Raw genomic sequence first — 22,934 nt, 5'->3', positions numbered from 1 at the left:
GCCCCGAGGCCTGTCAAGGATCAGGGTCTTACCAAGGTGCGCGGGGTCGTTCTATGATGGACCGAACGAATGGTCGGTTGGGAAGAAGTGGGACGGATGGACACGACACACTCCAGCCCCCGAGGGGCGGACGGCGCCGAGCCGGTTCTCCAGCAGCACTTCGACGCGACGATCGCGCGGGACCAGCGGATCGAGCCGCGTGACTGGATGCCGGAGGGCTACCGGAAGACGCTCGTCCGGCAGATCGCTCAGCACGCGCACTCGGAGATCATCGGCATGCAGCCGGAAGGCGAGTGGATCACGCGTGCGCCGTCGCTGCGCCGCAAGGCCATTCTGTTCGCGAAGGTCCAGGACGAGGCCGGGCACGGGCTGTATCTGTACTCGGCGGCCGAGACGCTGGGTGCCGACCGGGCGGATCTGACCGAGCGGCTGATCGAGGGCCGCCAGAAGTACTCCTCGATCTTCAACTACCCCACGCTGAGCTTCGCGGACGTGGGGGTGATCGGCTGGTTCGTGGACGGGGCCGCCATCTGCAACCAGGTGCCGCTGTGCCGGTCGTCGTACGGGCCGTACGCGCGCGCGATGGTGCGGATCTGCAAGGAGGAGTCGTTCCATCAGCGGCAGGGCTACGAGCTGCTGATGACGATGATGCGCGGCACCCCGGCGCAGCGGGAGATGGCGCAGGACGCGGTGGACCGCTGGTGGTGGCCGTCGCTGATGATGTTCGGCCCGCCCGACGACGCCTCGCCCAACTCGGCGCAGTCGATGGCCTGGAAGATCAAGCGGCACAGCAACGACGAGCTGCGTCAGCGCTTCGTCGACATGACCGTCCCGCAGGCCGAGAAGCTCGGCGTGACCCTGCCCGACCCCGAGCTGCGCTGGAACGAGGAGCGCGGACACCACGACTTCGGCACCCCCGACTGGGACGAGCTGATGCGGGTCATCAAGGGCGACGGCCCGTGCAACGCCCAGCGGATGGAGCGGCGCCGCACGGCTCACGAGGAGGGCGCCTGGGTGCGTGAGGCGGCCACCGCCCACGCCGCCAAGCAGGCCACCCGCGCGCGGAAGGGAGCGGTGGCATGACCGACGGGAAGCAGAAGTGGCCGCTGTACGAGGTGTTCGTGCGCGGCAAGCGCGGGCTGAACCACGTCCACGTGGGCTCGCTGCACGCCGCCGACGACCGTATGGCGCTCACCCACGCCCGTGACCTGTACACGCGGCGCAACGAGGGCGTGAGCATCTGGGTCGTGCGCTCCGAGCACATCGCCGCCTCGACGCGTGACGAGAAGGACCCGTTCTTCGCCCCGAGCGCCGACAAGGTCTATCGGCACCCGACCTTCTACGACATCCCCGACGACGTCCCGCACATCTAGTCCCGCCGAGGCCATCGAGGAACAGGCATGAGCGACGACCACGTCTACATGACCCTCGCCGAGGGACACGAGGACGACACCCGCTGGGCCTACGGCACCGGCTTCGAGGACCCTCTGCACGGCGTGGACACCGCCGTCCCCGACGGCGTGGACGCCGGGGAACTGGCCGCCCTCTGCGTCACCCTGGCCGATGACGCCCTGGTCTCGGCCCAGCGGCTGGCCGAGTGGACCACCCGGGCCCCGGAGCTGGAGGAGGAGGTGGCGCTGGCCAACATCGGCCTCGATCTGCTCGGCCAGGCCCGTCTGTTGTACTCCCGCGCGGGCCAGGTCGACGGCACCGGGCGCGGCGAGGACGCCTACGCCTACTTCCGCGACGCGGGCGAGTTCCGCAACGTACGCCTCGCCGAACTTCCCAACGGAGACTTCGCTTTCTCGATCGTGCGGCTGCTGGTGTTCTCCAGCTGGCGCCTCGCGCACTTCGAGCGGCTCACCGCCCACCGTGACCCGGTGCTCGCGGCGATCGCCGCCAAGGGGGTGAAGGAGCTGACCTACCACCGGCAGTACGCGGCCGAGTGGGCGGTACGGCTGGGCGACGGCACCGAGGAGTCGCACCGCCGGACGCGCAGGGCGCTGGAGCAGGTGGCGCCCTACCTGGGCGAGTTGTTCACGGCGTACGACGTGCGGGACGAGGTCGTCGCCGTCCTGCGCCAGGTCACCGAGGCGGCCGGACTGCCCATGCCCGTCTACCGGCCGCTGGGCGGCTCGGGCCGCACCGGGGAGCACACCGAGCACCTCGCTCCGCTGCTGGCCGAGTTGCAGGGCGTGGCCCGCGCCCACCCGGAGGCGACATGGTGACCACGCTGCCGGCCGTACGACGGGCCCGGCGCATCGCCGAGCAGGTGCCCGACCCCGAGCTGCCCATGCTCACGCTGGCCGACCTCGGGGTGCTGCGCGAGGTGTCCATGGATCCGGACGGGACGGTGGTCGCGAGCCTGACCCCGACCTACTCGGGCTGCCCGGCGATGGCGGAGATGCGCGCCGGCGTGGCCGCCCGGCTGCGCGACGCCGGGTACGCGCGCGTGGAGATCCGCACCGTCCTCGACCCGCCGTGGACCAGCGACTGGATCACGCCGGCCGGCCGCCGCAAGCTCGCCGAGCACGGCATCGCCCCGCCCGGGGCCGCGCCCGCGCGCGCCGCCGGACCGGTCCCGCTCGTGCTGTCGCCGACCCGTCGCTCGGTGCCCTGCCCCCGCTGCGGCAGCGCGGACACCGAGGAGACCTCCCGCTTCGCCGCCACATCCTGCAAGGCCCTGTGGCGCTGCCTCGCCTGCCGCGAGCCGTTCGAGTACCTCAAGGAGATCTGATGGAGGACCTGATGGAGCCGGCCCCGCCCCGGCGGCACGCGCGCGCGCCCGCCGACGTCCGGTCTTCCATCCCCTGCGGATCGCCGCCGTGCAGCCGCTGTGCGAGGACGCGGTGGCCGTCGGCTTCGACATCCCGGCCGAGCTGGCCGAGGAGTTCGCCTTCGCGCCCGGCCAGTCGCTCACCCTGCGGCGCGAGGTCGACGGCCGGGACGAGCGCCGCTCCTACTCGATCTGCTCACCCGCCGGCACGGCACCGCGCATCGGCGTGCGCGTCGTACCCGGCGGGCTGTTCTCCTCCTGGCTGGTGCGCGAGGTGCGCCCCGGCGACACCGTCGAGGTGATGGGCCCCACCGGCGCTTTCACACCCGACCTCACCACCCCCGGCCACCACGTCCTGATCGCGGCGGGCTCCGGCATCACACCCATGGTCTCCATCGCCGAGTCCGTCCTCGCCGCCGACGCCCGCTCGACGGTCACTCTCTTCTACGGCAACCGCCGCACCGGCACCGTGATGTTCGCCGACGAGCTGGCCGACCTGAAGGACCTCTACCCGACGCGGTTCCAGCTCGCCCACGTCCTCTCCCGTGAGCCCCGCGAGGCCGAGGTGCTCTCCGGCCGTCTCGACGCCGACCGGCTGTCGGCGCTCATCGACGCGCTGGTCGACGTGGAGTCCGCCGACCACTGGTGGCTGTGCGGCCCGCACGGCATGGTCCGCGCCGCCCAGGAGGTCCTGGCCGGCCTCGGCGTGGGCGGCGACCGTGTGCACCAGGAGCTGTTCTACGCCGACGACGAGCCGGTACGCGAGGTCCACCACGCCGAGACCGGCCCCACCGGCCCGGTCAGCCAGGTCACCGTCACTCTCGACGGCCGCTCCACCACCTCCGCCCTGCCCCGCGAGCGGACCATCCTCGAAGGAGCCCAGCAGACCCGCCCCGACCTGCCGTTCGCCTGCAAGGGCGGGGTCTGCGGCACCTGCCGCGCCCTGGTCACCGACGGCACGGCCGACATGCGCCGCAACTTCGCCCTGGAACCGGCCGAGGTCGACGCGGGCTACGTCCTCACCTGCCAGTCGTTCCCGGTCTCCGACGCCCTGACGGTGGATTTCGACACCTGAGCCTGCGCCGGGCCGTTTCCGCCGGGCAGCCCGAACCATTGCTCACTCGGCGCGCAGCACGCGCAACGCCGTGAGCGCCACGTGGAGTTCGGTGCGCCGTTCTCCGGATTCGAGGTCGGTGTCGAGGAGGCGTTCGATGGTGCGCAGACGCTGGTACATGGTCTCCCTGGACAGGCCGCCCCGGCGGGCCGCGGTGGTCTTGTTTCCGGCGGCGTCGAGGTAGTGGCCTAGGGTCGTCAGCAGGTCGCTGCCGTGCCGGGTGTCGTGGTCGATGAGCCGGCCGAGCCGCCGTTCGGTGTAGTCCTGGACGCGGGTGTCCTCGCGCAGGGCGTACAGCAGGCGGCGCAGGTCGATGTCCGGCAGCTCGTGGAAGGAGCGGTCCGCGGGGAGGGGCTGGCCGGGCGGGGTGGCCTCGGTGACCCGGGCCGCCTCCCGGAAGGAGCGTGCGGTGTCGGCGAGTTCCGCCACCTCCGAGCCGACGCTCACGATCGCCTCCGGGACCAGGCTCAGCGCGGTACGGCTCAGGCGTTCGGCCACGGGGCGCCAGGGCTGGGAGGGACGCAGGGCCAGCAGGACGCCGAGGCGGGCGGGGGAGAGCTCCCCGACGAGCGCCGGCACCCCGGCCGATCTGAGCTCCTGGTGCAGCCGGGCTTCGGGCTCGCTCCCCCCGGCGCCGGTGCCCAGGTCGACGAGGATCGCCAGGAAGCGGCTGTCCCGGGTGGGCAGACCGAGCGCGGCGCAGCGGGCGCGGGCGTCCTCGGGGGAGTGGTGGCGCTGCTCGGCCAGCTCCCGCAGGGCGTTGCGGTGGGCCGTGTGCTCCCAGGGCGTGGAGTGGATGAGACGGGCGACGGTCAGGGCCATCGCCGTTCTCTCCAGGACCGTGACGTGCTCCGGCCCGAAGCCCGGCCCGTCGCCGGGGGACGGGAGCATGGCCAGGCGGCCCCAGCGTTCGCCCTGGTAGGAGACCGGTGCCGTGAGCCAGCCCTCCGGGCCGCCCACCTCCGTGTGGTCGCCGGGTGCGGTGGCCCGGGACCGGCGTTCCCAGTCGGTGAGCGCCTCCTCCACCGTGCTCCCCGACGGCTCGCAGATCAGCGCCTGGTGCACCAGGTTCTCCAGGACGACGGTCCGGCCGCTCATATCCGCCGCCGCGCGCACCACGTCCTCCGGCCCAGCGCCGCGCAGGGTCAGCGCGGTGAACGCCTCGTGGATCCGCTGGGCCCGGCGCATCGCGTCGGCCTGGTTGCCGAGGATGAGCGCGTGGACGACCTGGGTGACCTCCAGGAAGTTGACGTCCCGGGAGAGGGTGACCAAGGGGAGCTCCCGGGCGCGGCAGGCCTGGACGAGGGCGTCGGGCGGCCGGTGGTAGCGCCGTACCAGCTCGATGACCAGCGCGGCCGCTCCCACCTCCGTGAGTTCGTCGACGTACCGGCGGACCCCTGCGGCGTCCTCGGGCAGGGGCATGCCCGTGGTCAGGACCAGCTCGCCGCCCTTGAGGAAGGAGGCCGGGTCCGTCAGCTCGGTGATGTGCACCCAGCGCACCGGCCGGTCCAGCCGGTCCAGCCCGGTGACGACCTGGGGCTGTCCGGCGGCCAGGACGGGCAGGGCCAGGACGTCGGCGACGGTCGGCGCACGACCGGCCGGGGCCATCGGGTGGTTCTCGTTCACGGTGTCTCCCTGCTCGCCCGGTCACTCTGACAAGCGGCACTGACCTGCGCAAGAGCTGCCCGCCGGCGGGGCGGGCGGTGCCCGCGCGCCGGGGCCGTGCCCCGGCGGCGTACCCGAGTCCTCGCGCTCCCCGAAGCGCGCTGGGCCACGGCGGCCACTGTCTTCTTCCTGCTCGCGCTGCCCTGGCAGTTGACCGGCGCACCCGCCTGGACCTGGGGCCCGCCTACGCCCCGTCGCACGTCACGGGCGGCTGGGAACCGGGCTGGGAAGGGCTCAAGGCGCTTCAAGGAGCGCACCCCGGTCGGTCCGAACGGCCTGCGGCTGCTGAGGGAGGGCGCCTGGCAGCGGGCCGCCGCCGAGGGACGTGACCGACGAACGTCGTCAGCACGCCGGTGGCCCACTGCTGGCACGCACGACCAGATCCACAGGGACGAGCGTGTCGACGCGGGGCGGTTCCCCCGGACCGTCGATGCGGTCCAGGAGGAGCCGCAGGGAACGGGTGCCGATCTCGGCGAAGTCGGTGCGCACGGTGGTCAGCGGCGGCAGGAGATGCGCGGCCTCGGGGATGTCGTCGTATCCGACGACGCTGACGTCCCCGGGGACGGAGCGCCCGCACTCGTGCAGGGCGTGCAGCAGGCCCAGGGCCATCTGGTCGTTCGAGACGAACACCGCCGTGACCTCCGGGCGCCGGGCCAGTCGGCGGCCCAGGTCGTAACCGGAGTCGGCGCTCCAGTCCCCGGCGAGCGGGGCGGGGACGTCGGCACCGGCCGCCTGGAGCGTCTCCTGCCAGCTCGCCAGCCGGTGGTCGGCGGAGGTCCAGCCGGCCGGGCCCGCGATGTGCCAGACGGTGGCGTGCCCGAGGCCGAGAAGGTGCTCGGTGGCCTTGCGGGCGCCGGTTCGGGAGTCGCCGGTGACCAGGGGCGTGCTGTCGTCGAGGGCGTTCTCCAGCACCACCAGCGGAGTCCCGAGGTCGGTTTGGGACAGGGCCCGGCCCACCCACTGCTGCGGGGCGATCGCGATGACGCCGTCCGCGCCCTCGGCCGACAGCCGGTTCACGGCCTCGACGACGGTGTCGTGGTCGGCCGTGTCGAGCGCGATGGAGCTCACCAGGTAACCGGCCTCCTGGGCCGCGGTGTTGATGGCGGTCAGGATGGAGGCGGGCCCGTACCGGGCGGCGTCGAAGGAGATGACGCCGAGCATCCGGGTCCGGCCGCTGGCCAGCGAACGGGCGCTGCGGCTGGGCCGGTAGCCGAGCGTGCGCATGGCGTCCAGGACCGCCTCGCGGGTCTCGGGGCGGACGGCCGGATGGTCGTTGAGCACCCGGGAGACGGTCTGCTTGGAGACGCCGGCCAGCCGGGCCACGTCGGCCATCACCGGCCGCGCGCCCGCGAAGTTGCGCCGGCTGCGGCCCTTGGGCACAGGGCTGTCGGCGGCGCTCGGTGTCATGGCGGGTGATTCCTCGACGTCGGTTACGGCGGGCCTGACCGCGCCCGGCAGGAGCACAGCATAGGCCGGGCGGGGCCCCGTGGAGTTCTCAGCCGGCCCGCACCGCCCACGAGCGAGAGAACACCCACTCCGCGTGCCGCACACCCGCCGCGCGCCACGCCTCGCCCACCTGCCCCGGCACATGAACCCGGGCATCCGCTGCCAACGGCAGCACCTTCAGCCGCAGGCCCTCCGTGCGCAGCGCCTCGACCGGCAGCCGGTCCAGCCCGATGTCCCAGACCCGCCCCGAGTAGAACTGGTCGGCGACCAGGACGTCCCCCACGTAGGCCCGGGCCAGGTCCCCCGTCCACCGCAGCCGCAGCAGGACACCGGCGGTTGCCCGCAGCAGATTCTCCGGTACGTCGACCCGGTACTCGGCGGCCACCGTCTCGACGTACTTGTCCGTCGGTGCGCTCGCCCGGCCCTGTACGCCGGTCACGGGCCCGGGCGCCGGACCGGCGGGCCTGACCAGGGTGACGGGCACCGCGCTGTCCGGGAGGGGCGCGGCCTCGATCGTGTAGCGGGTGAACACGCCGTCCGCCGCCTCCCGCACCGGTGTCCCCGCCACCGCCGGGGCGGAATCAGGCGCGGGCAGCACCGCGAACGACGGCTCGGCGGCCGGGCTGTGCAGCCGTACCTCGTCACCGTCGAAGACGACACCGTCCCCGCACAGCACCAGCCGCTCGGCTCCCCACGCGACGCCCCGGTAGACGGTACGGGCCGTCGCCGCGTCCAGGACCAGCAGCCCGACGCGTGAACCGTCGGCCGCGTCCACCTCGACCAGGGCGTCGGTGCCGGGCCGCACTCCGCTGACCAGGACCCGGCAGGCGACCGGTGTGACCTCCCCGGACGGTGCCGTGACGGACGCCACCGTGTCCGCGTCCAGGGCGAGTTCGGGCGCGATGCCGTCGGTCGCGGCCAGCACCAGGACCGTACGCCCGCCCGCTTCGACGGTGCACACCGGCTGCGCGGTCGCCCACTCCAGCCGCAGCCCGGCCACGTCCAGCCGCAGCGGCCAGCAGAAGTAGGCGCCGGAGGGCACCGTGACGGGAGCGCTCGGCAGCGTCAGCGGCGGTGCGTCCGGGAAGTCGACCGTGAAGGCCGTGCCCGGGTGGTCGGGCAGCGGCTCGTGCGGCTGGTGGTTGGTCACGAACAGAAGGCCCGAGGTGCCGTCGGTGCGGACGGCCCAGCGCAGGGTGTCCCGGTCGTGCTGCCCGGTCGGCAGCCGCTCGGGCAGCACGGACCCCATGGGAGCGATCCGGTGCCCGAAGCAGTCCAACAGCAGGTGCTGGATCCGCAGTTCGTGGTACGAGGGCCGCACCTGGCCGTATTCGCCGAGCGGGGCCTGGAAGTCATAGGTCAGGACCGGCAGGTCGTTGGGGTAGCCGGTGGCGTGCGACTCCTGAAGGGCCGTCAGCTCGCCGGTCGGGTTCGTACCGCCGTGGAACATGTAGTAGCCCTGCCACACCGAACCGCAGCCGATCTTGGTGAGTCCCAGGGCACCCACATCGGCGGCCTCCACCCGGGGCCGCCGGTGGTAGGCCGCCGCCATGCCGCCGCCCAACTCGCAGGTGGCCCAGGGGAACCGGTCCGTCGGAGCCGGGTCGGCTCCGCGTACGATCGTGGGCCGCAGGTCGGCGCCGATGCCCTCGTCGTCGCGCTCGTGCGTGAAGAAGAAGTGCTTGCGGCAGGTGTCGGGCCAGCCGCCGTCCGCCTCCGTCCAGAACGCCTCGGGATAGCCGCCGTACAGCGGAAGCAGTTCCTCGCCCGGGAGCTGGACCCCGCCCCAGGCGGTCGAGGTCCACAGCGGCGCGCTGAGCCCGGCCTCCTGGGCCAGGCGCTTCAGGGTGCGCAGATGACCGGGCTGGTCGTAGAGCTCGTTCTCGATCTGGATCGCGACGATCGGGCCGCCGTGCGCCCGGTCCAGGCCGCGCAGTTGTTCCGCGACGGCCGCGAACCAGGCGCGTACCGGATGCAGATACGCCGGATCGTCGGTGCGCGGTGCATGTGTGCGGGCCGGCACCCAGTCGGGCAGGCCGCCGTTGCGTACCTCCGCGTGGCACCACGGGCCGATGCGCGGGATGAAGTCCAGGCCGTGGCGGGCGCACAGCTCGGCGAAGCGACGCAGGTCGCGGTCGCCGTCGAAGCGGATCCGCCCCTCGATCTCCTCGTGGTGGATCCAGATGACGTAGGAGGCGACGGCGGTCACCCCGCCCGCCTTCATCTTCAGCAGCTCCTCCTCCCACTCCCTGGCCGGGTAGCGGGAGTAGTGGAACTCCCCGGAGACCGGGAACCAGGGGCGGCCGCCGCGGGTGAGCCAGCGGCCGGTGACCTCGATCGGGTCGGGCACGCCCGGCGCGTCGGCGAAGGGCAGGTGGCCGGTCAGTGGGGGAGCGGAGGGCGCGGGCACGCGCAGCAGGTGCGGGGTCACCAGGTGTTCTCCGGGCCGAGGTCGGGCGTGCCGGTGAGCTGGGCGCGGTTTGCGGTGGTGCCGTGCAGTTCCAGCAGGATCAGCTCGTTGGTGCCGGGCCGCAGCACCGGCGCGGGGACGTAGAGCGTGTGCTGCGGGCCGCGGTTCCAGTAGCGGCCCAGGTGGAAGCCGTTGACCCAGGCCTGCCCCTTCGTCCAGCCGGGCAGGGCGAGGAAGGTGTCGGCGGGCGTGTCCACCTCGAAGGTGCCGCGGTGGAAGGCCGGCACGGTGACCGCCGCCCCGTCGCCCGGGGTGAACGGCACCGCGTCCAGGTCGTCAAGCGGCAGCGCGTGGCAGTCCCAGCCGCGCAGGACGGTGCCGTTGAAGGAGACGGGCCCGAGCAGGCCCTTCGGGGCGCCGATGCGGGGCCCGTAGTTGACGCCGCCCATGTTCTCGACGAGCACCTCGAGTGTCGCGCCGGGGCGGTGGACACGCACCGGCAGCGTCTCGTCGTGGCGTTCGCGTTCCAGGACACCGGCGGGTGCGCCGTCGACGAAGACCTGGGCACGGTCCCCGACACCGCCGGCGAAGTGCAGCAGGCCGTCACCGGAGGCGGGAAGGAGGGTGCGGTAGAGCGCGTAGCCGGTGCGCTGCCCGAGCTCGCCCATGGTCACCGGGTCGTCGGTGCGGACAGGAGTGGCGAGCGCGTCGGCGAGGGAGAGCAGAGGGGCCCGGCCGTCCAACTCGACGTCGGTGGTCGGCAGTTTGGGTCCGGGCGCCGGGACGGGCTCGTCGGGGACGGCGGCATGGCGGGCGATGACCTCGCGGAAGGCGTGGTACTTCGGGCCCGGGTCGCCGCACTCGGTGAGCGGGGCGTCGTAGTCGTACGACGTGACGGTGGGTTCGTAGGCGTGTTTGTGGTTGGCGCCGTTGGTGAAGCCGAAGTTGGTGCCGCCGTGGAACATGTAGATGTTGACGGACGCCCCGGCGGACAGCAGCCGGTCCAGATCGGCGGCGGCGTCGGCCGCGTCCCTTACGTGGTGCGGCCCGCCCCAGTGGTCGAACCAGCCGATCCAGAACTCCGCGCAGAACAGCGGGCCTTCGCGTCGGTGCTCGCGCAGCCGCCCGAGGTTCCGCTCGACCCGGCTGCCGAAGGTGCTGGCGGTCAGCACGCCCGGCAGGCTCCCGGCGGCCAGGTGCTCGGGGTCGGCCTGGTCACAGGTGAACAGCAGTTCCTCGACGCCCCGGGAGCGGAACGCGTCGGCCAGGTGCTTCAGATACGCGCTGTCGTCGCCGTAGGCCCCGTACTCGTTCTCCACCTGCACGGCGATGACGGGACCGCCCGCCGCGGCCAGGTGCGGCCGGAGCGCGGGCAGCAGCAGGTCCAGGTAGCGGTCGACGGCCCGGGTGAAACGCGGATCGCTGGACCGCAGCCGGATGTCCGGGTCCGACGTCAGCCAGTCGGGCAGGCCGCCGCCGTCCCACTCGGCACAGATGAAAGGACCGGGACGCAGCAGCACGTGCAGTCCCTCGTCCCGGGCGAGTTGAAGGAACCGGGGCAGGTCGAGGAAGCCGTCGAGTACGAGTGGCCCCTCGGAATCGGGTTGATGGTGGTTCCACGGGATGTACGTCTCCACCGTGTTGAGGCCCATCAGCCGCGCCTTGCGCAGCCGGTCGGACCACAGGCCGGGGTGGACACGGAAGTAGTGCAACGCACCGGAGATGATCCGGAACGGCTCGCCGTACAGCAGGAATCCGTCGGACGTCGTCGTCAGGGCGGGCATGCGGAGGCTTCCCTTCGGGATGCGGGCGGAATGTCGAGGGGAGTCGATGGACGTTTCAGTGAGAGCGGGTGACGCGGATCAACCAGAGCGTGGCGCCCAGGCACAGCGCCGAGACACCGCACAGCAGCAGCGGGACCGCGCGGACCCCCGACCACTCGATGGCCTTGCCCAGCGCCGGACCCGCCGCGACACCGCCGACCATGGACGCGGCGATGACGAGGGCACCGGCTCTCCGGGCCCGCGGGGCGACCCGGTTCAGCCAGGGCAGCCCGGTGGGGAAGATCGGCGCGATGAACAGACCGACACCGGCGTACGCGTACGGCGCCAGCGCCGGCACGGACGCGGCCAGCAGACACACCGTCATACCCGCGCAGGAGACGGTGATGATGGCCTGGGCGGAGAAGCGCAACGCGAGCGGTGCGACCAGGAAGCGGCCCACGGTCATCATCAGCCAGTACACGGAGGTGGCGGTGGCGGCGACGCCCGCGCCGTAGCCGACGGTCTCCAGATGCGTGGGCTCCCAGCCGCCGACACCGGCCTCGATGCCGATGTGCAGGACGTAGAGCGCGACGAAGACGGCGAGCACCGAGGCGAGGCTCCGCCGGAGGACCCCACCACCACTGGCCTCGTCACCGGCCGGGACGGGCGCGTCGTTCCGTACGCCCTTCAGGCACAGCAGCAACGGCAGGTTGGCGAGGGCGAAACCGAGAAAGACGGCCGGGTAGTGCTCGGAGCCGACCACGCCGATCAGGGCGGGGCTGAGGATGGCGCCGATGCCGAAGTGGGCGTGGAGGATGTTCAGCATCGCGGTCGAACGGTGCCCGAAGCCCACGGCGAACAACTGGTTCAGCCCGTAGTCGATGCCGCCGAAACCGAGCCCGGCGAGCAGGGCCGCCGCCAGGGCGGTGGCCCAGCCGGGCGCCAGCGCGAAGCCCGCCGCGCCGACCGCCATCAGCAGATAGGAGCTACCGAGGAGGTGCCGGTTGCCGACCCGCCCGTAGAGCCGGTCGAACAGCAGCACACCGGCCACGCCACCGACGAAGTGGGCACTGAGCCCCAGCCCCGCGACGGACGGCGAGAGCCCGAATTCCGCACGGACGCCGGGGATCACGGGCCCGTACAGGGCCTGCAACGCACCCATGAGCACGAAGCCCGCACAGGAGGCGACCACGGCGGACCGGCTGAAGACCGGGGCGGACGGAGTGGGGGAGAGGGTGGCTGCGCGCTGTGCGGCGGGCTGGTCGGTCACGCGGACTCCGGGGGACGGCCGGCGGCGGGTGATGGTCATGTTACCGGTAACATCGGATCTGTCGACACCTTCGGAAGCACGAAGTGAGAAGCCCCGCGCAAGTTCCCCGCTGCCGCGACGACTCCCGTGATCGCGTGGTCAAGTCGGAACAACGGCTGATCTAATGCGCGTGCGGAGATCTCCAGGAGCGACGCACCGCGTCCCGCCGCCGCGTAACGGAAGGGAGCCTTCAACATGTCCGTCATCCACCGCACCTGGGTCAAACCGACCAAGCTGGAACTGCTCACCTCCTGGCTGCCGTCCCGTCCGTGGTACCGCGGTGGCGCAGCCGAACCGAAGCTGGCCAAGGCCGGCGGGTTCCGGTTGGACGATCCGCAGGGCGAGGTCGGGATCGAGTTCATCGTCGTCACCGACGCCTCCGGCCCTCACCCGTCCACCTACCTGGTGCCGCTCACCTATCGCGGTGCCGCTCTCGACGGGGCGGAGCATGCCCTCGTGGGCACCATGGAGCACGGCGTGCTCGGGCGGCGCTGGGCGTACGACGGCTGCCACGACCCCGTGCTGCTCGCCCAGTTGGTGGCCTTGATCGAGGGGCGGGCGCAGGCCCAGGACCAGAACCTCAGCGACGTCCCCGACCGGGAGGTCATCGCCTCCCACACCGGCGAAGGCTCCATCCCCACGGACTTCATCACCACCGACGACCAGGACGGCACCCGGCTGACGACGCCGCACGGCACGACCCTCAGCCTCCACCGGGTCCTGCAACCTGCCCCGGACGGCCCGTTCCCGCCCTCCCAGGGAGCGACCGGCCACGTCACCGGCTCCTGGCAGCAGCCGGACGGCACCCGGGCCCGCGGGGTGTTCGCCGTCCTGCACACAGGCCCCGGGGCAGCCTAGCCGCACCCGTCCAGGAAGGCACCGCCATGGCAGTCGAACCCCCGCAGCGCCTCGCCCTCCTCGGCGGCGGCTTCTCCACCGACGACGACGGCCTCCTCGACGACTGGGTACTGGCCCGGGCGCGCGCCTCCCGCCCCAAGGTGTGCTTCGTACCCACGGCCAGCGGCGACGCGCCGGCCTACACCGAACGGTTCCGCACGGCGTTCCGCAGCCGCTCCGCCTGCGAACCCTCCGTCCTGCACCTGTTCCGCCGCGAGCTGGACGACGACGCACTGCGCTCCTTCCTGCTCGCCCAGGACGTCATCTACGTGGGCGGTGGCAACACGGCCAACCTCCTCGCGGTATGGCGAACCCACGGCGTGGACCGGCTGCTCCTGGAGGCCTACGACCGCGGCACGCTGCTGTGCGGCATCAGCGCCGGCGCCAACTGCTGGGCCGAGGGCTCGCACACCGACTCCTTCGGGCCGTTGGCGTACCTCCCAGACGGCCTGGGGCTGCTGCCCGGCTCCGTCTGCCCGCACTACGACGGCGAACCGGGTCGCCGGCCCTCCTACCGCGCGGCCGTGGCGGCGGGACAGCTGCCGTCGGGCTGGGCGGTGGAGGACGGGGCCGCGGCACTGTTCACGGACGGTGTGCTGACGGAGGCCGTCACCCGGGCGCGGGGAGCCGGGGTGTACCGGGTGGAACCGGTCGGGGGTGGTGGCGTCAGCGAGCGTGCCCTGCCCTGTCGGTTGCTCGGGGCTTCCCGGTAGGTCTCCCCACACGGTTCCGGCTTCCATGACACGGGCACGTATCCCGTCACGACCCGACGGCCCCACACGTAGGAGACACCCGTGACACTGGTGATCGCCCCACCCGAACCCGGACTGACCGAAGCCGAACTCGTCCGGCGGGCCGTGGCGTTGCAGCCCGTGCTGATCGAACGGCAGGCGGAGGCCGAGCGGTTGACGCGCTGTCCGGAAGCCACCCACGACGACTTCTTACGGGCCGGGTTCTACCGGATTCTCCAGCCACGCCGTTACGGCGGGTACGAGTTCGGGCTGCCCGTGTTCTACCGCGTGATCACGGAGATCGCGCGCGGCTGTCCCTCCAGCGGCTGGGCGCTGTCCCTGACCGCCGCCCACGTCCTCCAGGTGGCGTCGGTCTTCGGGGAACGCGCGCAGAGCGAGATCTTCGGTGCCGACGGCGACTTCCGCGCCGCCGCCACGCTCATGCCCGTCGGCGTCGCACAGCCCGACGGCGACGCTCACGTGATCCTCGACGGCACCTGGCCCTACTCCTCCGGCGCCCCCTACGCGACGCACTACGTCGGCCAGACGCTCCGCGCCCCCGAGGAGCCCGGCGACACCCCGGGACCGCTCGTGCTGTTCTGCGCGCCGCGCCCGGTGTGGACGGTGGTCGACGACTGGCACGGCGTCCTCGGCCTGCGCGGCAGCGGATCCAACAGCATCCGCATGGAACAGGCCCGCGTCCCCGCCCACCACACGGTCGAAGCCGGCCTGCTCGACCTGCCCGTCGAGGGCGGCAGCCCCGGCTCGGACCTGCACGGCAACCCCATGTACGCCGGCCGGGCGCCGAGCTTCTTCCACGGCGAGCTGGCCGCGATCATGATCGGCACCGCGTACGCCGCCGCCGACGAGTACGCCCGCATCCTCGCCGCCCGCCCGCTCACCCGGGAACCCGACCGCACCCGCGCAGACCTGCACGACTACCAGCGGAACCTGGGCGAAGCCCTGGGCATCATCCACACCGCGCACGCGGCGCTCCAGCAGACGGCTCACGAATGGATGGAGGCCTGCCGCCGCAACGTCTCCGGCGAGGCCCCCTTCAGCACCGCCGAGGACAACCGCCTCGCCCTGATGTTCCTGAACGCCGGCAGCATGGCCTGGGACGTCCTCCAGGGCACCCTCTTCCGCACGGCCGGCTCACGGCACGCCCGGGACGGTGAGCGGATGCAGCGCTACTTCCGGGACGCGGCCACCTACTGGACGCACATCGGGCCCAGCATGGCCGAGCCCCTGGCCCGGCGGGTCGGCTGCGACCGCCTCGGGCTGCCCTCCGGCCACATCCCACTGATCCCCTGAACCTCGGAGATCAACAGGATTGCTTCGGGCGCGATCGGGTACGCGAGCAGGACCGCGCCCGGGGCGGATCTTGTCCCGGGCAGGCCGCACGACCGCCGCTACCAGGGAATCTGCCATGGAGACACCCGCAAACGACCCCACGCCCACGCCCGCCCAGCGGGCTTTGGACGTCCTCGCCGAGAACACCGAGGACGCGGCGGCTCTGGACGCGCTCGCCAACAGCGACGTGCTCATCCCCGTGCCCGACGACGCCAACGACGCCGACGCCGCCAACCCCTCGGCGGTGGCACTGCCGGTGCTGGAGCAGCCGGGCGGCGAGCCGGTGGTACCCGTCTTCACCTCCGAGGTGGAAATGGCCGGGCTGCTGCCGTTCGTCTCCCGCTACCGCCTGGTGCCGCTCGGCGCCCTGGCCGCCCAGTGGCCGGCCGACGACCTGTCGCTCACCATAGACGGCAGCTCGGAGCACCGCCTGACGCTCACCTCGGAGGGAGTGCGCACCCTGCTGGCACGTCCGTAGGACGGACCGGGCCGGGGCCTGGCCCGGGCCAGGGCTGTCTACGCGCCCAGCGTCCGGGCCAGCGCGGCCCGCTGGAGCGGCAGTACCTGCGCGTGCAGGTCACGGCCCCTGGAGGTCAGGGCCACCCACACGCCGCGTCGGTCCTCCATGCACACCGAACGCGTCACCAGCCCGTCTTTCTCCAGCCGGGCGATGAGCCGGGACAGCGCGCTCTGGCTGAGATGGACCCGCCCGACCAGGTTCTGCACCCGGCACTGCTCGCCCTCCTCGGGCCCCGCGGTCGCGAGGATGTCCAGGACCTCGAAGTCGGACGCGCCGAGGCCGTGCGGATGCAGCACGCGGTCGATCTCGCACATCGTGCGCGCGTGCGCCGACAGGATGCCCCGCCACCGGTCCTCGAGCCCCGCACCAGCCGTTTTCGACGCCATACGGGAACGGTAACACCGGTACGGCGTTCCATGACCGTGCATGCAGCGCACGTCCCTGGCCGGGCCGCGGGACCTACGTCGACTCCCGTCTGACCAGCTCCGTAGGCAGGATCACCGCCGCCGGATCCTCGCCCCCGATCTGCGCGAGCAGCACCCGTACCATCTCGGCGCTGATACGGTCCCACGGCTGCCGGATGGTCGTGAGCTCGGGGCTGGAGGCCAGCGCGGCCGGGGAGTCGTCGAAACCGCCGACCGCGACGTCCTGCGGCACGCGCCGCCCCGCCCGCCGGAGGGCCGCCAGCACGCCCTGCGCCATGAGGTCCGACGCGACGAACACCGCGTCCATGTCCGGGGCCTGCGCCAGCAGCCGCTCGGCGCCCGCCTCGCCGCTGGCCCGGCCCCAGTCGCCGGAGACGATGAGCCGCTCGTCGATCTCGAGGCCCGCTTCCGTGAGCACCTCCTTGTAGCCGGCGAGGCGATCGACACCGCCCGGGGTGTCCATCGGGCCGTTCACCACGCCGATACGGCGGCGGCCCAGCGACAGCAGGTGGCGCATCATGTCGCGGGCGCCGTCCCGGTCGTCCGCCGCCACGTAGCTCACCTTGGAGCCGCGCCCCAGGGGCTTGCCGCACTGCACGAGGGGCACCCCCGCCTCGTGCAGTTGCTCGGCGACCGGGTCGGCGGAGTGGCTGGAGACGAGGAGCACGCCGTCGACGTGGCCCGCGGTGATGTACCGCGTGATCCGGCGCCGCTCGTCCTGCGTGCCGGCCAGCATCAGCAGCAGGGGGATGTCGTGCGCGGCCAGCGCCTGGGTGCAGCAGCGCAGCAGGACGTTGAAGTTGGGGTCCTCGAACAGCTTCTCCTGCGGCTCGGTGAGCAGGAAGCCGATCGAGTCGGAGCGGCCCGTGATCAGCGAGCGGGCGTGCCGGTTGACGACGTAACCCGTTTTGCGGATGGCCGCGTTGACCGCCTCCTGGGCGGCGGGGCTGACGTAGTGGCCGCCGTTGAGCACACGCGAGACGGTGCCGCGCGAGACCCCCGCCTCGCGCGCCACGTCGTGGATCGTGGGCGGCCTGCGCCTGCCCCCCGCAGCGTTCATGGTCATGACTTTACGGCTCCGGAGAGCAGATCGAGACTCCAGAACCGCTGGATGACCAGGAACAGCGCGACCAGTGGGAGCACCGCGAGGAACGCGCCCGTGATCACCAGCGTGTACAGCGCCGGGGTGTTGGCGCCCTGCTCCAGCAGCGTGAACAGGCCGAGGGTGATCGGGAACTTCTCGTCGTCGCTGAGCATGATGTACGGCAGCAGGAAGTTGTTCCAGATCGCCACGAACTGGAACAGGAACACCGTCACCATGCCGGGGATCATCATCGGCAGCGCGACCCGGGTGAAGATCCGCCACTCGCTCGCCCCGTCCATCCGGCCGGCCTCGACCACGTCGGCGGGCACCGCGGCGGCGGCGTAGATCCGCGCGAGGTAGACGCCGTACGGCGACAGGATCTGCGGCAGCAGGACGGACAGGTAGGAGTCCGTGAGGTCGGCCTTCGCCAGCAGCAGGTACTGCGGGATGGCCAGGATCACCGGAGGCATCAGCACACCCGCGAGCAGCACGTTGAAGATCGTCTCGCGGCCGCGGAAACGGTAGATCGCCAGCGCGTAGCCGCTGAACGCGGACACGCACGTCGACAGCAGGGCGCCGAGCCCGGCGTACAGGGCGGAGTTGCCCATCCACGACCAGTAGACGCCGTCGCGGTAGGCGCTCAGGTCCTGGAAGTTGTCGGCGAAACCCGTGCCCGGCAGGAACGTGAACGTGGAGAACAGCTCACTGCCCGACTTGGTGGCGGCGATGACCACCCAGGCCACCGGCAGCAGGCAGTAGATCGCGCCCAGGAGCAGCGTGACCGTGGGGATCAGAGCGATCCTGCGGCGCAGTGGCGGGCGGCCCTGGGCGGTACCGGGCGCGGCGCCCGTCACCGGCTCGGCCTGGGAAACGGCAAGGGAACTCATCGAGCTGCCTCCTGCTTCTGACGACGGTTCGCGGCCCGCAGGAAGCCGAAGGACAGCAGGAGCGTGGCCAGCGCGATGATCACGGCCTGCGCCGCGGCGCCGTAGATGTCACCCTCGCCGAACGCGTCCCGGTACACCTTCATCAGCGGACTCCACGTCGTGGACACGGAGTTGGTGAGCGGCTTGAGGGTGGTCGGCTCGTTGAACACCTGGAGCGTCGCGATGATCGAGAAGAAGAAGGTCAGCACCAGCGACGGCGCCACCATCGGGATCTTGATCCGCAGCGCGATCTGCAACGGGGTGGCGCCGTCCAGCTTCGCCGCCTCGTACACCTCCGCCGGGATCGACTGGAGCGAGGTGTAGATGACGATCATGTTGAAGCCGGTGCCGCCCCAGACCGCGATGTTCGACAGCGCCAGGTACAGCGGCCCGCCGTCCAGCAGGTCCGGCTGCGGCAGCCCCAGCTTGTCGAGCACGAAGTAGAAGGGGCTGACGTCCGGCAGGTACAGGAAGCCCCACAGCAGCGCCGCCACCACACCGGGGATGGCGTACGGCAGGAAGATCGCGAGCCGGGTGAAGGGGGCCAGCCGCACCTTCTCGGAGTCCAGCATCAGCGCGAACAGCAGGGCGAGGCCCAGCATGACCGGGACGACGATGCAGCCGTAGCCCAGCACCCGCAGCGCCCCGTTCACCAGCTCGCTGTCGGTGAGGGCGTCGGTGTAGTTCTCCAGGCCGGCCCAGACCTCCTTGCGGGCGCCGGAGCCGAGGCCGAGGCCGGAGACCTTCACCTTGTGGAAGCTGAGCCAGAGCGCGAAGCCGATCGGCAGGGCGAAGAACAGGGTGAACAGGATCGTCGCGGGGAGGAGGAAGCCGTACGGGGCCCCCTTGACCCCGTACGACTGCCGGCGTGCCGTGCTTTTCACTCCGCGACCTCGAAGCCCTGCTTCTTCATGTCGGCGACGGTGTCGTCCTGCATCTCGTCGAGCGCGGCGCCGAAGTCCGACTTGTTCTTCGCGGCGGCGCCGAAGGCGTCCTTGAAGGTCGTGTAGGCGACGTTCACGTTCGGACCCCAGGCGGAGGGGGCGGTGGTCTCCGCGATGCCGGCGGCCTTGGTGTAGAAGTCGGCCTGGTTGGAGAAGTAGGCCGGCGGCTTGAGGAAGGCGCCGCTGGTCTGGGCGTTCTTGGCGGCCGGGTAGACGCCGCTCTCCTTGGCCAGCGCGTTCAGGGCGTCGCCGTCGGTGTTCAGCCAGGCCGCGAACTCGGCGGCGGCCTCCTGGTGCTTGGAGTCCGTGGTGACGGCGGTGGAGGAGCCGCCCCAGCTGCCGGTGCGGTTCTCGTTCGCGGACCACTGGGGGAGCGGGGCCATGGCCCACTTGCCCTTGGTGGCGGGGGCGGCCGTGGTGAGCGTGCCCGGGGCCCACACGGCGCTGACCCAGGCGATCTGCTTGCCGGTGTTGAGCGCCTTGTTCCAGGCCGGGGTGTACATCGGCTGGCTGTCGATGGCGCCCTCCTCGACCAGGCCGCCCCAGAACTCGGCGACCTTCTGCGTCGCCGCGTCGTTGATGGAGACCTTCCACTGGTCGCCGGAGGTCGTCCACCACTTGGCGCCCGCCTGCTGGGCGAGGCCCGCGAAGAGGCCGGAGTCGTTGGCGGAGAAGGTGGTGAGGTCCTTGTCGGGGGCGGCCTTCTTCAGCTTGCGCGCGGTCTCGGCGAACTCGTCCCAGGTCGTCGGCACCGTCAGGCCGTACTCCTTGAACAGGTCCTCGCGGTAGTAGAACATCATCGGCCCGATGTCCTGCGGGACCGCGTACACCGCGTCCGTGCCCAGCGTCGTCTGCTGCCAGACGCCGTCGGCGAAGCTGCCCTCGGCGTCGCCCACGTTCTTCGAGATGTCCGCCAGCGCGTCATTGCTGACCAGGGTGGGCAGCGCCTGGTACTCGGCCTGCACCAGGTCGGGCGCCTTGCCCGCCTTGTGCGCGGTGAGGATCTTGGTGACGAGCGTGTCGCCGGACGCCTGCTTCTTCACCGTGACGGTGATCTGGTCCTTCTTGCCCGGCCCCTTGTTCCACAGGTCCACGACCTTGTCCATGCCGGGCGTCCAGGTCCAGTACGTCAGCGAGACCGGCCCCGATTCGGTCTCGCCGTCCCCGGAATCCGAGCCGCAGGCGGCGAGCGCGGTGGCGCCGAGCGCGATGGCGACGGCGGATGTCACGAGGCGGCGGCGCTTCGTGTACGGCATGGATCTCTCCCCTGACCTGGGGTCCTCGCCTGCTGCGAGAACCTGCCACGCTTCTGTGAGCGTTCACAGTAGAGAAACATCCCGGACACTTGTCAATGGTTGTTGTCGTGCGGTTATGTTGGGCTCCGCACTGCACTGCTGTGTGTGCACGTTCCCATTTGATCGATCGACCGGGAGACCATCCATGCCGGAGACCACCCCCAGGGGCCTCACCAGGCTCGCCTTCGGTGGGGACTACAACCCCGAGCAGTGGCCGGAAAGCGTCTGGCGGGAAGACGTCCGGCTGATGCGGGAGGCCGGCGTCACCATGGTGAGCGTCGGGATCTTCTCCTGGGCGCTGCTGGAGCCCTCACCCGGCCGTCACGACTTCGGCTGGCTCGACCGTCTCCTGGACCTGCTGCACGACAACGGCATCCGCGTCGACCTCGGCACCCCCACCGTCGTCCCGCCCGCCTGGTTCTACCGGGCCCACCCCGACGCCCTGCCGGTCACCCGCGAGGGCGTGCGCCACGAGTTCGGCTCCCGCGCGGCCATCTGCCACAGCAACGCGGCCTACCGCACGGCCGCCGCGGCCATCACCACGAAGCTCGCCGAGCGCTACGGCGACCACCCGGCCCTGGCGATGTGGCACGTGCACAACGAGTACGGCGTCCCCGTCTCGGCCTGCTACTGCGACTCCTGCGCAGCCCACTTCCGCCGCTGGCTGGCGACGACGTACGGCACGGTCGACGCGGTCAACGAGGCCTGGGGCACGGCCTTCTGGGGCCAGCGCTACGCGGACCTCGACCAGATCAACCCACCCCGGCTCACCCCCGCGGCCGTCAACCCGAGCCAGGCACTGGACTACAAGCGGTTCGCCGACGCGACCATGCGCGAGAACTTCGTGACCGAGCGGAACATCCTGCACCGCTTCTCACCGGGCGTCCCGGTCACCACCAACTTCATGACGGCGCTGAGCCAGTGCGACTCCGTCGACTACTGGGCCTGGGGCCGTGAGGTCGACATCGTCACCAACGACCACTACCTGATCACCGACGGCCGCCGCACCCACGTCAACCTGGCCATGGCCGCGGACCTCACCCGCTCCGTCGCGGGCGGCGCCCCCTGGCTGCTGCTGGAGCACTCCACCTCGGGCGTCAACTGGCAGCCCCGCAACCCGGCCAAGGCTCCGGGGCAGATGGCCCGCAACTCCCTCACACACGTGGCGCGTGGCTCCGAGGGCGCGATGTTCTTCCAGTGGCGCCAGTCCCGGCGCGGCGCCGAGAAGTTCCACTCGGCGATGGTCCCGCACGGCGGCACCGACACCCGTGTGTGGCGCGAGGTCGTCGAGCTCGGTGCCGCCCTCGACGCTTTGAGCGAGATCCGCGGCACCCGCACCGAGGCCGACGTGGCCGTGCTGTGGGACTGGCACTCCTGGTGGGCGCAGAACCTCGAATGGCGCCCCAGTGTCGACCATGACGCCCGCGAGCGCGCCGACGCCTTCTACGAGGCCCTTTACGACCGCCACCTCACCGTCGACTTCGCCCACCCGGAAGCCGGCTTGTCGAGGTATCCCCTTGTCGTCGTACCGGCGCTGTACCTGATGACGGAGGTGGCCGGGAACAACCTCACAGCCTATGTCGAGAACGGCGGCACGCTGGTCGTCTCCTACTTCTCCGGCATCGTCGACGAGCACGACGCCGTCCACGAGGGCGCTTACCCGGGCCCGCTGCGGGACGTCCTCGGCCTCACCGTCGAGGAGTTCTCGCCGCTGCTGCCCGGTGAACGGGTGAGCGTCACCGGGCACGACGGATCCGAGCTGGGCGCCGACGTGTGGACGGAGTTCGTGGTGCCGCGCGGAGCCGAGACCGTCCTGACATACGCCGACGGCCTGACCGCCGGGCGGCCCGCGGTCACCCGGCACCGCCTCGGCGAGGGCACCGCCTGGTACGTCTCCACCCGGCTCGGCGCCGAAGGCCTCGACGCGCTGCTCGGATGGGCGGTCGAGGACGCGCGGCTCGCCCCGCGCGCCGACCTGCCCCGGGACGTCGAAGTGGTGCGCCGCACCGGCGAGTCGGGCACCTACCTGTTCGCCGTCAACCACACCGGCGCAGACGCCAAGGTGCCGCTGGAGACCCAGGGCACCGAACTGCTGACCGGTGAACGCGCCGCGGGCCCCCTGGCGGTCCCGGCCGGAGCCGTCCGGGTCGTCCGGCTCGACGGCTGAACCGACTCCCTCCGCCCGAGTGAGCCGCACGAGCCGCGGGCGGAGGGCCCTCTCACCTGCCTCCTGGCGAGGGGCACCCCCCATCCTCACGTCGAAGGGACGACGGACG

The 22,934-nt window shown here is 71.9% G+C and carries 20 protein-coding genes and 1 pseudogene; 11 read left to right on the top strand and 10 right to left on the bottom strand.

Translation table 11 applies throughout. The annotated features are described in order from the left end of the window. Positions 1–96: 96 nt before the first annotated feature. The 5 genes from paaA (at position 97) to paaE (ending at position 3,851) form a co-directional block, all read left to right on the top strand. A complete protein-coding gene (gene paaA, locus V8690_RS02360) occupies positions 97–1,083 on the top strand; it encodes a 1,2-phenylacetyl-CoA epoxidase subunit PaaA (RefSeq protein WP_338775628.1) in 987 nt (328 codons plus the stop codon). Beyond that, positions 1,080–1,373 carry a 1,2-phenylacetyl-CoA epoxidase subunit PaaB gene (paaB, locus tag V8690_RS02355; protein ID WP_338775627.1) on the top strand — a complete coding sequence of 98 codons (294 nt, stop codon included), beginning with the start codon at positions 1,080–1,082 and terminating at the stop codon, positions 1,371–1,373. The genes paaA and paaB overlap by 4 nt, the downstream gene beginning before the upstream one ends. Before the next feature lie 27 nt (positions 1,374–1,400). Further along, on the top strand, positions 1,401–2,228 hold the full coding sequence (paaC, locus tag V8690_RS02350) for a 1,2-phenylacetyl-CoA epoxidase subunit PaaC (RefSeq protein ID WP_338775626.1): 828 nt from the start codon (positions 1,401–1,403) through the stop codon (positions 2,226–2,228). Further along, positions 2,222–2,737, top strand: coding sequence for a 1,2-phenylacetyl-CoA epoxidase subunit PaaD (gene paaD / locus V8690_RS02345; RefSeq protein WP_338775625.1), 516 nt, complete (start codon positions 2,222–2,224; stop codon positions 2,735–2,737). Before paaC ends, paaD begins: the two co-directional genes overlap by 7 nt. Positions 2,738–2,816: 79 nt before the next feature. Continuing rightward, positions 2,817–3,851, top strand: coding sequence for a 1,2-phenylacetyl-CoA epoxidase subunit PaaE (paaE, locus tag V8690_RS02340; RefSeq protein ID WP_338785216.1), 1,035 nt, complete (start codon positions 2,817–2,819; stop codon positions 3,849–3,851). 42 nt (positions 3,852–3,893) lie between these two features. On the opposite strand, the gene V8690_RS02335 is transcribed toward paaE, so the two are convergent. Continuing rightward, positions 3,894–5,498, bottom strand: a complete 1,605-nt coding sequence (locus tag V8690_RS02335) for a PucR family transcriptional regulator ligand-binding domain-containing protein (RefSeq protein ID WP_338785215.1) — start codon at positions 5,496–5,498, stop codon at positions 3,894–3,896. Between the two features lie 57 nt (positions 5,499–5,555). On the opposite strand from V8690_RS02335, the pseudogene V8690_RS02330 reads away from it, so the two are divergent. After that, positions 5,556–5,803 (top strand): annotated as a pseudogene (locus V8690_RS02330) (heavy metal translocating P-type ATPase); the annotation flags it as partial. A gap of 94 nt (positions 5,804–5,897) precedes the next feature. On the opposite strand, the gene V8690_RS02325 reads toward V8690_RS02330, so the two are convergent. The 4 genes from V8690_RS02325 to V8690_RS02310 all read right to left on the bottom strand — a co-directional run bounded on the left by V8690_RS02325 (position 5,898) and on the right by V8690_RS02310 (position 12,444). After that, positions 5,898–6,962, bottom strand: coding sequence for a LacI family DNA-binding transcriptional regulator (locus tag V8690_RS02325; protein ID WP_338775624.1), 1,065 nt, complete (start codon positions 6,960–6,962; stop codon positions 5,898–5,900). An 88-nt stretch (positions 6,963–7,050) separates the two neighbouring features. Next, on the bottom strand, positions 7,051–9,435 hold the full coding sequence (locus V8690_RS02320; RefSeq protein ID WP_338785214.1) for a beta-galactosidase: 2,385 nt from the start codon (positions 9,433–9,435) through the stop codon (positions 7,051–7,053). Beyond that, the gene (locus V8690_RS02315) at positions 9,429–11,195 is read right to left on the bottom strand and encodes a beta-galactosidase (RefSeq protein WP_338775623.1); all 1,767 of its coding nucleotides are present in this window, start codon (positions 11,193–11,195) and stop codon (positions 9,429–9,431) included. Before V8690_RS02315 ends, V8690_RS02320 begins: the two co-directional genes overlap by 7 nt. A 55-nt stretch (positions 11,196–11,250) precedes the next feature. Continuing rightward, positions 11,251–12,444 carry an MFS transporter gene (locus V8690_RS02310; RefSeq protein WP_338775622.1) on the bottom strand — a complete coding sequence of 398 codons (1,194 nt, stop codon included), beginning with the start codon at positions 12,442–12,444 and terminating at the stop codon, positions 11,251–11,253. Positions 12,445–12,678: 234 nt separating this feature from the next. Between V8690_RS02310 and V8690_RS02305 the strand changes: the two genes are divergently transcribed. The 4 genes from V8690_RS02305 to V8690_RS02290 all read left to right on the top strand — a co-directional run bounded on the left by V8690_RS02305 (position 12,679) and on the right by V8690_RS02290 (position 15,942). Next, entirely contained in the window at positions 12,679–13,341 is a 663-nt protein-coding gene (locus V8690_RS02305; protein ID WP_338775621.1) for a 1,4-alpha-glucan branching protein, read from the top strand. Positions 13,342–13,367: 26 nt separating this feature from the next. Further along, entirely contained in the window at positions 13,368–14,093 is a 726-nt protein-coding gene (locus V8690_RS02300; protein WP_338775620.1) for a peptidase E, read from the top strand. An 81-nt stretch (positions 14,094–14,174) separates the two neighbouring features. After that, positions 14,175–15,425: an acyl-CoA dehydrogenase family protein gene (locus V8690_RS02295; protein ID WP_338775619.1), complete on the top strand. Its 1,251-nt coding sequence runs from the start codon at positions 14,175–14,177 to the stop codon at positions 15,423–15,425. A 115-nt stretch (positions 15,426–15,540) separates the two neighbouring features. Further along, a complete protein-coding gene (locus V8690_RS02290; RefSeq protein ID WP_094051967.1) occupies positions 15,541–15,942 on the top strand; it encodes an SseB family protein in 402 nt (133 codons plus the stop codon). Between the two features lie 38 nt (positions 15,943–15,980). Here the strand turns inward: V8690_RS02290 and V8690_RS02285 are convergent, their stop codons facing one another. From V8690_RS02285 to V8690_RS02265, 5 genes are all read right to left on the bottom strand, one after another. After that, entirely contained in the window at positions 15,981–16,370 is a 390-nt protein-coding gene (locus tag V8690_RS02285) for a MarR family transcriptional regulator (RefSeq protein ID WP_338775618.1), read from the bottom strand. Between the two features lie 73 nt (positions 16,371–16,443). Continuing rightward, complete coding sequence (locus tag V8690_RS02280; protein ID WP_338775617.1) at positions 16,444–17,475, bottom strand: LacI family DNA-binding transcriptional regulator; 1,032 nt, start codon at positions 17,473–17,475, stop codon at positions 16,444–16,446. Then, the gene (locus V8690_RS02275; protein ID WP_338775616.1) at positions 17,472–18,380 is read right to left on the bottom strand and encodes a carbohydrate ABC transporter permease; all 909 of its coding nucleotides are present in this window, start codon (positions 18,378–18,380) and stop codon (positions 17,472–17,474) included. The genes V8690_RS02280 and V8690_RS02275 overlap by 4 nt, the downstream gene beginning before the upstream one ends. Continuing rightward, positions 18,377–19,303 (bottom strand): sugar ABC transporter permease, encoded by a 927-nt coding sequence (locus tag V8690_RS02270; protein WP_338775615.1) that lies wholly within the window; start codon positions 19,301–19,303, stop codon positions 18,377–18,379. The genes V8690_RS02275 and V8690_RS02270 overlap by 4 nt, the downstream gene beginning before the upstream one ends. Then, entirely contained in the window at positions 19,300–20,619 is a 1,320-nt protein-coding gene (locus V8690_RS02265; RefSeq protein ID WP_338775614.1) for an extracellular solute-binding protein, read from the bottom strand. The genes V8690_RS02270 and V8690_RS02265 overlap by 4 nt, the downstream gene beginning before the upstream one ends. A 184-nt stretch (positions 20,620–20,803) precedes the next feature. Between V8690_RS02265 and V8690_RS02260 the strand changes: the two genes are divergently transcribed. Next, positions 20,804–22,825 (top strand): beta-galactosidase, encoded by a 2,022-nt coding sequence (locus V8690_RS02260; protein WP_338775613.1) that lies wholly within the window; start codon positions 20,804–20,806, stop codon positions 22,823–22,825. Positions 22,826–22,934 lie beyond the last annotated feature (109 nt).

It is taken from the genome of Streptomyces sp. DG1A-41 (assembly GCF_037055355.1).
Lineage (GTDB): Bacteria > Actinomycetota > Actinomycetes > Streptomycetales > Streptomycetaceae > Streptomyces.
Note: the sequence above shows the minus strand (reverse complement) of the source record. Positions and strands in the feature narration are given on the sequence as shown.